This is a genomic window from Anabaenopsis tanganyikae CS-531, from assembly GCF_029891675.1.
GTDB lineage: Bacteria > Cyanobacteriota > Cyanobacteriia > Cyanobacteriales > Nostocaceae > Anabaenopsis > Anabaenopsis arnoldii.
Window position 1 is genome coordinate 1 of the sequence record NZ_JANQDF010000001.1, and the last position, 12136, is coordinate 12136.

Sequence of the window (12136 nt, forward strand, 5' to 3'; positions counted from 1 at the left end):
TGCTATCAAAGTACGCACCGCCCTACAATTCATTAATCAAATGTTAGATGAATACCTCACAGAACAGGAAGGAGAATTTGACATAGAGACCCGCTGGGCTTTGATCTGGTTTGAACAACATCAATTTAATGAAGGACTCTATGGCGAAGCGGAAACTTTATCTAAAGCTAAAAATATCAGTGTTGAAGGGTTGGTGAATGGGGGTATTCTGTCTGCTGAAGGTGGAAAAGTCCGACTATTGCGCCGCGCAGAGTTACCAGAGAATTGCAATCTCATGGGGTGTAATTGGTTGATTACCCAACACCTAATCTACACCCTAGATAAAAAAGGAGAAACCGGCGCTGCTGCGGTATTATCTCAGTACAAGGGTCAGTGGGAAATCTTAAAAGATTTAAGTTATCGGTTATATAACATTTGTGATAAAAAAGGCTGGACACAGGAGGCGACTGCTTATAACAGCTTAGTAATTTCCTGGGGGGAAATTTGTCGCCTAGCAGCTCAAAGCCTACCAGACACCCTACAGGGAGAATTGTTTTAACCACCTAATACAGATCCCCGACTTCTAGATAAATTATACTAGAGGACTCACATACCGAAAGAAGTCGGGGAGCTTAACCACATACATGATTTCCTAGTCGGATTCATCCGACTTCAGCTTTCAGACAGGGGTTTTAAACCCCTGGCTCCTACATACATCAGCTTCAGGCGATCGCCCTACACAGATACCCGACTTCTAGATAAATTATACTAGAGTATCCCGCATACCGAAAGAAGTCGGGGAGCTAGATCATATAGATGATTTTCCAGGGGTTTTTAAACCGCAGTCTGGCGCTTGGGATACTTTTTAGAACCTTCAACTAGCTGATAAAGCTTGCTTTCAAACTTCTGTGTACAGGCAGACCAATCATATTCAATAATAGAAGGGCGAGCTTGTTGAGTCATTTCTTCTTTCAGTTGGGGGTTACCAAGAATTGTTACTACCTTATACGCAAAATCTCGTAGATTGTTGGGTTGAGCTAAAAAGCCATTCACACCGGGAAAAACTTGCTCTGAGGTGGAAGGTGCAACCACAGCTACTACGGGGGTACCAGAAGCCAAAGCTTCGTTATTTGTAGTGCAGAAATTCTCGGTTACAGAAGGGTTAACGAATACATCTGCACGAGCAAACCAACCTAAAAGTTCTGTACCATGGGACTCACCCCAGATAGTAATACCAGAGCCAAACTTTTGCGATCGCCGGCGCAATTCTTTATCCATTGGACCACTACCAACAATGACTAAATGCACATCCGGAATTTCCGCCGCAATCAGGGGGAACATATCTATAAGTTGGGTGACGTTCTTTTCTGCGGTAATGCGCCCCACAAATAATATCGTGGGTCTGTGGTCATGGGGAATGGGGTTATAAATGATATTACGCGGGTGAAATTTTTGACAGTCAATTCCTTGATAAGGAACATATTCACCCCGGATGCAATTTAGGCGCTGATACTTCTGGAGTTGTGCTTGGGAAGGAAATAAATTGACATCATAGACTTGGGTAGATTGTTTAACTAAAAGGGGGATAATCGGACGCATTAATTGGAAAAATAGATTACCCAAATAGTATTGGATGTAAGCCACAATATCGGTGTGGAAAATAGAAATAATGGGGGTGCGGGTTTTTTTAGCGTATTCCACCCCAATAGGGCGGCCATAACCTTGCAAAAATAGTGAATAAAAGCCTCGCATTTGCGGTGCTTCTTCTACTACTATAATATCGGGTTCAAATTTTTCTAATAACTTGGTATCACTCCAATGGCGATAGTGTAATGGTTGGGGTAAGGACTTATAAAAAATTAGTGGTTTTGTCGGGAAAGAATAGGCAGAAAAGTTAGGAAAATGCTCTAACTCCTCGAGTCCTGACATGGGGCGCTTACCCACATTTTTCGGGTACTGATCATTAATTTCTGGGTGGACAAGAAAGACCTCATGGCCCTGTTGTAGTAACCAGCGTACCCGTTGGTGGACTGCAACTGAAACCCCGGTCAAAAAAGGTGCATATAATCCTGTAAATAGCGCGATGCGAAGGGGTTGCTTGTTCATGATTTGAGTTGATTTTTATATTTGTGTGCCAAAAGAATCATGTTTTTACACATGATTCCTGTTCGGCTTACATATCAATTGAGGGAAATATTTGATGCACCTGGTTGTTCTGATGGGTGGTAAGGGCGGTATTCAACTAGCTGAATCTTCCAGGGACTTTGGAATTTATAGGTAATACCCCGCCACTTAACTTTTGACATCCGCAGGGAAGAGAGAAATACTAGTCCATAAACCCATTGTGTTAAAGGAATTGCCATTAACATCTTGAAAATTACGGCCATGGATAATTGGGTGTGGGGTTGATGATGAGAGCGAATGACTAACTGTACTGCTCGCTCTAAAAAAACTGTAATTAGCAGTAGTGAGAGTACATAGCTGGTATAGTAGCTAAAGGATAATATGGCAGGATACCATTGTCCAGTTAGGAAAGCTGCTACAAACAATACACTCAAAAGAGTAGGAAACAAGATAGTTAAAATCGCGTTACCCACTACAGCTAACCAGTGGTGGTGATAAAGTCGGCAAAACAGTAGTTGGCGCTGCATCCAGGATTTTAAGGCAGATAAATTGCACTCTTCCTGATTCAGCATGATTAAAGAGGGGACAAATTTAATCCGCAGTTTATGTTTACCCAAGATGTCACCCATCATGGTATCTTCACAGAAAGCTTTTCCCCAGTGATCTAGCAATTTTGTTTGTTCCAGGACTGTTGTTTTTACCGCTAAAGTTCCACCCCAGGGGATACCATATATGTACATCTGTACTACCGCTGAGATGTTCCACATATACCTAACTATAGTTCCCCAATGGTTACCTTTAGGTACATACCAACGATTACCGGTTGTCGCGCCAATCTTGGGGTCTGCTAAGGGGGTGACCAATTCACGCAGCCAATGAGGATGAACAATGGTATCAGCATCTACTAAGGCGATCGCCTGGTAGGAAGGGTCTAACTCAGTAATGGCTTGGATGATACAGCTACATTTGAGACTGCAATTTTTGCGGATAATTCTCAAAGGGCTGATGTCAACATTAGCCGCTCCATGCTCCTGGACTGTATGAGTAGCAACAGCCCATGCTGGATCTGACATACGATCAACGACCACTTTTAAATCATACTCTGGGTAATTCTGATTCAAAAGTGCCTTTAAACAATCACTCAAAAACGGGTCAGCACCACGGAGGCAGAGAATCACTGCTGTTTTAGGTAATTCTTCATCTGGTAACAGAGTCCTTTTGTATGACTGTAGATACCATAAGAAGACTAACATAAAAAACACTTGAACAGCCAGGCCAACGGTTAAACATTTGCATAGGAATATTACTAATTCATTCATCTTTAGTTCCTACGCTGTGATTGACCTTGGGCAATGAAGTAGAGCAATGGAAGTGACGGTCTTGTTACTCAGTCAAAAAGCATAATTGACATCAAAGAGAAATCTGACCATCAATGGGCTGATCTAGGGTATCATAGGGATGGTATTCAAGTAATCGAATATTCCAGGGGTTTTCTACACGATAAATAATACCACGCCATTTAACTGTTGACATTCCTAGGGAAGCTACTAAAGCTAACCCATATACCCACTGTGTCAGAGGAATAGCAAGGAAGATTTTCCTGACTATATCCATTGATAATTTTGTAGTTGGTTGACCATGAGCGCGAATTACTTGACTGACTCCTAACTCTAAAATCAGGGTGATTAAGAGTAATCCCACAGTATAAATGCAATAGGTAGTTAACAGTAAAAACGCTAAGTCCCATTGTGTATCTAGCAACGATAACACAAACAATACTATTGCCACACAAGGAAACAGAATACTAGAGACAGCATCGCCAATGATGGCTAACCAAGAGGGATGGTAAAGTCTACAGTAGAAGAGTAGGCGCTTAAGAGATTCTATGAAGCCAAGTAACTCGCACTCTTCCCGATTGAGCATAATTAGAGAAGGTACAAACTGAACTCGCAACCCATGTTCTTTGAGGATATTGTGCATCATAAAATCTTCCCCCAAAGCTTCGCCCCATTTATCTAGCAGACCTGTTTGGTGTAGTACATCTGTTTTAATTGCTAAAGTCCCACCCCAAGGAACTCGGAACAAGTACATTTGCACAACAGTAGATACATTACCTATATAGCGGACTAAAGACCCCCAATACTTACCAGTGGGTACAAACCAACGATTACCGGTGGTCGCTCCCACTTGGGGATGAGCTAGAGGACTCACTAGTTGACGTAGCCAATGAGGGTGAACAATGGTATCAGCATCTACTAAGGCGATCGCTTTGTAGGAATCATCCAATTCTGACACAGCTTGTAACAGGGAACTGCATTTAAGACTGCAGTTGTGTCGGATAACCCTCAGGGGGCTGATTTCTACGTTCGTGGCTCCTTGTGCTTTGATAGTCTCATTAACAAGCCAAGCTGGATCTTCCTGACTATCAATAATCACCTTTAAATCATATTCTGGATAATCCTGATTTAATAGTGCTTCCACACAGTTAGACAAATAAGGATCGGCTCCCCGTAGACAAAGAATCACCGCCGTTTTGGGTAACTGTTCATCGGCTGATAAATTTGGCGATTTTGATGATCTGAGGTAGAATAGAAAAACCATTGCTAAACACATTTGAATAGCCAGCCAACCCAGCAGAGACTGAGTAATGAATATCGTCAACTCTTTCATATATAGTATTTCCCATGCTCGTGAGGTACAAAGTTGTTTAGTTTCAGGGAACAGGGAACAGGGAATAGGGAACAGGGAACAGGGAACAGGGAACAGGGAATAGGCAATTGATGTGTACTTCATTAGCCTGAAAAAGGCTATATAGTAGTCTCCGACGGTTTTTGCCTTGTGTAATAGCGAGTCGCGCTCATCCCCATCCCCCATCCCTATTCCCCCTTATGAATCCAGGGAATATTTCATCAAAATGTTGATGGTGGTATTTTGATTTCGTATTAGTAAAAAGCTGGCATCATGAAACTTGGGTGTACCAGTAACAATTGAAACTGTGGGGTTTTGGGAAATACCAAAACCTTCTTGAGGTATACCCAGAAAGTCTTTATTAAGCTTGCGATCGCCATTTTGATCATCCATGACGGCCACTGCATAATTTCCCGGCTTCAAGCCGGAAAAAACATGAGTTAAACTTCCCCCTGTAGACTCCACACAAGCGCTTTTGACAACTGCATTAGTATTGAAGGGAAAACCTTTATGACTAGAGTAAACACCCATACAAATCTCACCCTTTTGATTATTAATACCATCGACTACAACTGTTAATGTTGTAGTAGGTTTGGCGTTGACTGTTTTGGCAAAGCTAATACTCAATAAAGTAGCTAGGATTAAACGACTCAGATGTGTGATTTTCAACATATTTACCTGACATGAAAAGGTGATTTTACTTTGAACCATTGATGACAGCAGTTGCTCTTAGGAGTGATTAGCTGTTTTATATAAAGAAAATACTATTTGAGGAGTCTTTAGTAAATCTTTAAGCAACAGATATTCATTACCTTGCAACTGCTGATAAATGCTGATGTGGCAACGTAGACGCTGCTCAAGACTCAGTGGAAATAGCCAAACAGAGCGCATATATTCCCAAACTATTCTCCAATGTGGCAATAAGATTTTGCCCTTATTAGCTGAGTCAAACCACAGGGCATAAGCATGCAAATCAGGTAAAATTCTCCGATTATCTTGAGATTTTCCTTGGTTCAACAAATGATAATTGGGAAAGTACATACTCAATGACTGTCCCGAATGGCTTCTAGCAAAAAATAAGTATTCTGGGATTTCGTAAAATTCCCCCAGCAAACCAATTCTTAATAATAAAATGCCATCTGCAGTACCATAACTCCCCATAGGTGGTACTTTCCTGAGAGCGCTAGCGCGAATTACTCCATATAACTGATAGCACAGATGTTTACTGAGTAACTCATGAAAGCGCTCATGGGGTTGTGGTGAATCAGTCTTGAGGTGAATATTGTAGTTGTCCAGAAAATTACCATTCTCATCGATAAAACATACATGAGAATGAGACAAAATTACCTTTGGGTTATGATCAAGTACCTCCACACATTTGATCAGAAAGTCTGGGGCGTGTAAATCATCATAAGCCGCCCATTTAAAGTATTCACCCACAGACAAATCAAACACACGATTGAAGTTACGCGCACAACCAAGATTAATTTGATTACGATAGTAACGAATCCGTTGATGTTGCGCTGCATAACCCCGACAAATTGCTTCAGTTTGATCTGTAGAAGCATTATCTGAGATAATCAACTCAAAATCTGCAAAGGTCTGAGCCAAAAGTGAATCCAGGGCTGCTTTGATAAATTTCTCGCCATTGTACACAGGCAATCCGATACTTAACTTCGGCTTGTTGCTCATATAGTATGATGTTTGGTAAAATGGCGAAACAAAAACTATTTACCTATCTTTTCGATATCAGTGGTTTGCAGCCATGCTTGTGTAAGTCTCAAACCATCTTCCAGGTCAATTTTTGGCTTGTAATCTAATAGAGTTTGGGCTTTAGCAATGGCATAAGCATAAGGACGACTCATAAAATCTACAGATTCTGGTAGGATGTCAGCCTTTTTGCGAAAAAGTTTTTGTCCTTGGGCGCGGAGTTTAAGAAATAACTTCATTTCGTCTTTGGGTAAAGACATAGGCGCAGATAAACCTTCCATTGCTGCTAAACGCAGAAAATATTCTTTCCAGGAGGTCTGTTGACCATCGGTAATGTTAAATACTTCACCGTAGGTTTCTTTTGCAACTGCAAGAAAAATCGCCTCAATCAAGTTATCTACATATACATGATTCATTACACCCTGACCATCGTTAGCATAGGCGAATAATTTTTGACGCATCATTAAAATTGGTCGCACTACCCAAGCAGGACTTCCCGGACCATAAACATCTCCAGCGCGGATAATAATTACACCAAAATCTGGGGGAGAATTCAGGGGTAAAAGCTCGGCTTCGGCTTCTATTTTGGTCTGACAGTAGGAATTATTCTCCCCCGATAGTGTCCCAGTTTCTGTCACACCATCAGGATAATTAAAGCCATATACCATTACACTAGAAAGATGGACAAAAGTTTTCACACCAGCATTTTTAGCGGCTTTCGCTATATTCAGGGTACCGCCAACATTGACGCTACGAAATTCTTTAATTGGGCCGCCTTCTTGAGCAATTTGAGCAGTATGTAAAACAATATCTACACCTTGACAGACTTTTTGAGCAATATTAGCATCTGTAATCTCACCGACAATGATCTCAATACCTAAATCTTGGGTTGTTTTGTTGACATGAGGAGAACTTTGTAGTCCTCTAACTTTCATTCCTTGGGCTATGGCTAATTCTGCCGCACGACAACCGATAAAGTCATCAATACCAGTGATTAAGAGAGTTTTATTTTGCAGGTTCATGGAGATATAAGGAATGGGTAAATTACTTAATAGTCTGGTCTAGAATATATCAGCAGGGTCTGCGGAACGAAGTTTATTAATAGCTAGTGACCCTGAAGTAATGCACATGAGCACTGCTGAAACTAAAACGATGATGGCATTATTCGCAGTCATCATGATGGGTAACTTAGTCGCTTCCATAGCAAAACTATATAAGCCTATGGAGAGGATAAAACCTGGGATATAACCCAACACAGCCAGGATTAATGCTTGCTGAAAAACTACATTTAGTAAATATCCATTAGCATATCCAATCGCTTTTAAGGTTGCGTAGGCAATTAATTGATTAGCAATGTTGCTGTAAAGGATTTGATAGACAATGACAACACCGACCACAGAAGCCATAGTTAGCATGAGGTTGAGTATAAAACCGATGGGTGTCCTCACGGACCAATACTCTCTCTCAAAATCAATAAAGCCTTGACGAGTAAAGACTTGGACATCATTGGGTAAACTGGCGGTTAATTGTTGCAAAACTGCATCAGGATTTGTGCCGGGTTTAAGGGTAATGACACCAATATCAATCATGTCTGCGGGGCGAGTATTAGGATTGATCCTAAAAAAAGTGGAATCACTGACAATTAAGTTACCATCAACACCAAAAGAAGGACCTAAGCTAAATAATCCCCCGACTCTGACTCTGTAACCAATGGCAGCATCAAAGGCGAATATTTCAATTGTCTGCTCAGTATTTCCAGCAGTAAAATTACTGGCGATGGGTCCAAATTCTGGGCGGGAAATGCGATCAAAAAGGACGATATCGGGAATTTTGAGCTTGTCTAAATTGGTGGCAACTTCTGGTATATTGAATACAGATTTTCCTGGGTCAAAGCCAATTACATAGATAGAATATTTCTCGCCACTGGCGGGATTTTTTAATTTGGCAAATTGCAAATATATGGGGCTAACTGACTCTACACCATCATAACCCAAGGTTTGGTATAAACGACCGCGGGAAAAACTTTGACTTGCGGTCAAGGCTTTATATTGGGAACTAACTAAAAATAAATCCCCTTGAAGATTTTGATGCAGTGCAGTGGCGCTAGAATAAAGCGCATCTTGAAAGCCCAGCTGGATAAATGTCAGCAGCACAATAAAAGCAATTCCACCTACAGCTACTAAAAACCTAACTTTTTGTTGGGCTAGCTGTAGCCATGCTAAAGGAATTTTTAAGTTCATGGTTTAATACCATTGGATTTTGTAGTCTCGAAGGGTGTGTAATTAGATTTGAATGGCAACATCCACTTGTAAGTTAGTTAAACGGTCTACCCGTTGACTATCTGCGGGGTCATTAATGCTAATTTTGACTGCCACTATTCTGCGGTCTGTATCTGCTGCGGGATTAAGACTGAAGATACGTTGTCTGTCAACTTGCCAACCGATTTCGTTGACTGTTCCCTGTATTTTGCCGGGAAATGCGTTACTGGTAATGGTGGCTGTTTGACCTAAATTTACTTTTTGAATATCAGTTTGATACACTTCTGCAATTACATACATTTGAGATATCTTCCCAATCTCAGCAAATCCATTGCTGCTAATGGCTTCCCCAGTTTTAGTATGAATTTTCAGAACTTTACCATCTATGGGAGATTTGAGGTAAGTTAATTCTTGGTCTGCTTTGGCTTGTTTGATAGCAGTTACAGCACTATTAACTTCAGCTTGTGCCAATTGTACATCAACAGTACGTACTTCTGTTAAACTGTTAAGTCTGGCTTTGGCTTGTTTGATTTGCTCTTGGAGAGTATTCTCGGTTCTATTCAGGTTGGCTTTGGCTTCTTTGAGCTGCTCTTGTAGGGTCTGGAGTTGCAAAGCTTTTGTATCTGCTAAGGAGGCGGGAATAGCACCCTCTGTGTATAACTGTTGATATCGATTGTTTTCGGTTTGGGCGTTATCTAGTTGGGCCTGGAGGCGGTTGATTGTGGCTTGTTGAGCTGCAATGTCCCCTTTTAATTGGGACTCTAAACCTGCGATCGCAGCTTTTTGGGCGGCAATATCTCCGGGTTTAGCGCCAGACTGGACTTGTGCTAGTTTAGCTTTAGCAATTTCTAGTTGGTCTAAAGCCTGTTGCAGTGCCGCAGTGGAACGCTGATGATTTTCTAGATATGCCAATACTTGACCAGCTTTGACTGCTTCTCCTTCCCTAACTAAAGTTTTTTCTACCCGCACACCGTTGACTGAATTGGGTGCAGATAAATTAATTACTTCCCCTTCAGGTTGCAAACGTCCCAAAGCTGTTACCGCCTGTTTTACAGGAGCAGCCTGGGGTAAATTTTCTGGAGAAGTTGTCACTTCCTGGCTAAGTCGATTTTGTGAAAAGCTGTAAATTACTAATCCAGTGGCTAAACTGATACAAGCCGCCACAATGATCCGCCACCGCCCTCGGGGTTTAATGAGTAACAGGCGTTGTTTGTTTGCTGCCATATTTTTATTCCAATTGTGCTATGCCAGGGACAGCCTAAATGGCCAGATGATGTGAACGTAATCAACGGTTTGACTTAAGTAAACTCAGCGGTGTAATTGGTTCTATATAAATTGTCGTACGCCTATACAGCTGCCTTAAATTCCTAGATGATCCGCAAACTTTAATGATGGTGTCACTGCAAATCTTCCTTAGTTTTATCCTAATTTCATCTCAAATGAAGTAGTGTAAAGTACAATATATAGTATTTCCCATGCTCGTGAGGTACAAAGTTGTTTAGTTTCAGGGAACAGGGAACAGGGAATAGGGTACAAGGAATAGGCAATTGATGTGTACTTCATTAGCCTGAAAAAGGCTATATGTGCTAAAAGGTCTAAATTTCCGGATTTATGTAGTGCAGAGAAACCTTAACCAGGAAAACCTGTATAATCTCGTGTTTAATCATTGCAGAAAACTATCATCTTGTCAATGTGAATTTAGATTTATTGTTTACGGATTGGGTATACTGAGGCTATATACTTAATGGTATTTTTTACCTGTAGGGAAGTTGAATAACTATGGCTACAGTTCCTGTAAATAAAATCCGCATTGGTCCTAACCGCCGTCCGGTTAAAGGCGACAAGGTAAATGAGTTGAAGGAGTCCATTCAGACTAATGGTTTATTAAACCCGATTACCGTGGATCAACAGCTAAATTTAATTGCGGGTTTGCATCGGTTGACAGCTTGCAAACTTTTGGGGCTAGAAACTGTTGAATGTCATATTGTCAACTATGAAAACTCTGACCAGTCCCGGTTGGCAGAAATTGACGAGAATTTGATTCGTAATGAGTTAGAACCCCTGGAACGTTCAGAATTGTGGTGGGAGCGAGACCAAATTTTAGAGCGGATGGGGGTTAGGGCTAAGGTTGGCGATAATCAATATACCACTAAAGGTGGTGAAACGGTTTCACCACCCCTCAAGCGCACTGTGGAGTTAGCCAAAGAAGTCGGCTACTCTGAACGCACCTTTCAGCATGGTAAGCAGATTGCTAAAGGTATCCACCCAGAAGTTAAAGAAATTATTAAGGGTTCCCCAATTGCTAATAGTCCTACAGCACTACTGAAGATAGCTAGGGCTGGTCATCAAGAACGTGTGTTGGCCGAAGAATCTCATCAGGCTTGGAGTCAGCAACAGGTCAGGGGAGATGAAGCAGAATCAACACGATTAGCTCAAGTAATTGTGGAAGCCAGAGCCAAGCAAAAAGAGTTACAGTTATTAGCTTACAAAAGTGCTATAGCCCAAAGGGAGGCTAAGTTAGCACTTAAAAAAGGTCAACCCCAGCCAGAATCAGCTATTGCTACTCATGACCCCAGGGTGAAACTCGGTGAACAATGGATGTTAGACCGGCATTTACTGTATTGTGATCATACTGCTAGTTTAAATTTTAGAAACCTGTTACCATCAGATGCAGCCTTAGCGATCGCCACCCTTTCCCCCACTTGGGAGCATAATTACTTGGTAGATGAGGCGCGGGTGGTGGCGGTGTTGCGTTCACCGGGTCATATTTATGATTTTTACCGCCATAGCCAAATGCCCTTTCAATATGAATTAGTTCTTGGTAATGTTTATGTGGGCATTTTTTCCCATCAATCCATATCTCAGCCACAGACACCAATTAATGTTGATGGGGTTGAGGGTATTGTCAACTACTTAATTAATTTATATACCCATCAGCATAATTTTGTCATTGCTCCGTTTATGGGAAACGGTGAAATTCTCATTGCTTGCGAAAGAATGGCGCGCATCTGTTTTACTGGCGATGAAAATCCCCAATTGGTGAATCGGGGAATCATCCGCTGGCAACAATGGACTGGTAAAGTACCCCATAAAATACCATTGCCGTCTTAGTTGTGATCTGGTGAAAAAACAATAATATCAGTCTGTAACAGCTTTGTCAGATATTAATAAATGTCCTCATAATTGAGGTGATTCATAAGAAATAAATTTTGTTTATTATGCACCATCTGATAATTTAATATTTGCTTTATAAATTACGATTATTGTCTCTAGGTAATTTTAGGTTTATGAATTTTCTCATCTTTGCCATTAATTATCATGTTATTCTGAAAAATCCAGCCAAACATTTATGCAGTTGATTTATGTATTTATTTTCA

9 protein-coding genes and 1 pseudogene are annotated in these 12136 nt (G+C 41.1%); 2 read left to right on the plus strand and 8 right to left on the minus strand.

Annotation, left to right across the window (positions count from 1 at the left end; genetic code table 11):
- Window positions 1-538, plus strand: a pseudogene (locus tag NWP22_RS00005) (DUF1156 domain-containing protein); the annotation flags it as partial.
- A gap of 275 nt (window positions 539-813) precedes the next feature.
- Here NWP22_RS00005 and NWP22_RS00010 read toward each other — a convergent pair.
- From NWP22_RS00010 to NWP22_RS00045, 8 genes are all read right to left on the minus strand, one after another.
- Window positions 814-2085: a glycosyltransferase gene (locus tag NWP22_RS00010; RefSeq protein WP_280801377.1), complete on the minus strand. Its 1272-nt coding sequence runs from the start codon at window positions 2083-2085 to the stop codon at window positions 814-816.
- 74 nt (window positions 2086-2159) lie between these two features.
- Window positions 2160-3422: a glycosyltransferase family 2 protein gene (locus NWP22_RS00015; protein ID WP_280801378.1), complete on the minus strand. Its 1263-nt coding sequence runs from the start codon at window positions 3420-3422 to the stop codon at window positions 2160-2162.
- Between the two features lie 91 nt (window positions 3423-3513).
- The gene (locus tag NWP22_RS00020) at window positions 3514-4773 is read right to left on the minus strand and encodes a glycosyltransferase family 2 protein (protein WP_280791228.1); all 1260 of its coding nucleotides are present in this window, start codon (window positions 4771-4773) and stop codon (window positions 3514-3516) included.
- A gap of 216 nt (window positions 4774-4989) precedes the next feature.
- Complete coding sequence (locus tag NWP22_RS00025) at window positions 4990-5463, minus strand: DUF2141 domain-containing protein (RefSeq protein WP_271733653.1); 474 nt, start codon at window positions 5461-5463, stop codon at window positions 4990-4992.
- A 57-nt stretch (window positions 5464-5520) separates the two neighbouring features.
- Window positions 5521-6483, minus strand: coding sequence for a glycosyltransferase family 2 protein (locus NWP22_RS00030; RefSeq protein ID WP_271733654.1), 963 nt, complete (start codon window positions 6481-6483; stop codon window positions 5521-5523).
- Between the two features lie 35 nt (window positions 6484-6518).
- Entirely contained in the window at window positions 6519-7523 is a 1005-nt protein-coding gene (locus NWP22_RS00035) for an NAD-dependent epimerase/dehydratase family protein (RefSeq protein ID WP_271733655.1), read from the minus strand.
- A gap of 39 nt (window positions 7524-7562) precedes the next feature.
- Window positions 7563-8741 (minus strand): ABC transporter permease DevC, encoded by a 1179-nt coding sequence (gene devC, locus NWP22_RS00040; protein WP_271733657.1) that lies wholly within the window; start codon window positions 8739-8741, stop codon window positions 7563-7565.
- A gap of 42 nt (window positions 8742-8783) precedes the next feature.
- Window positions 8784-9983 (minus strand): ABC exporter membrane fusion protein, encoded by a 1200-nt coding sequence (locus tag NWP22_RS00045; protein ID WP_271733658.1) that lies wholly within the window; start codon window positions 9981-9983, stop codon window positions 8784-8786.
- A 555-nt stretch (window positions 9984-10538) separates the two neighbouring features.
- Here NWP22_RS00045 and NWP22_RS00050 point away from each other — a divergent pair.
- On the plus strand, window positions 10539-11870 hold the full coding sequence (locus NWP22_RS00050; protein ID WP_271733659.1) for a ParB/RepB/Spo0J family partition protein: 1332 nt from the start codon (window positions 10539-10541) through the stop codon (window positions 11868-11870).
- The last annotated feature ends 266 nt before the right edge of the window (window positions 11871-12136 follow it).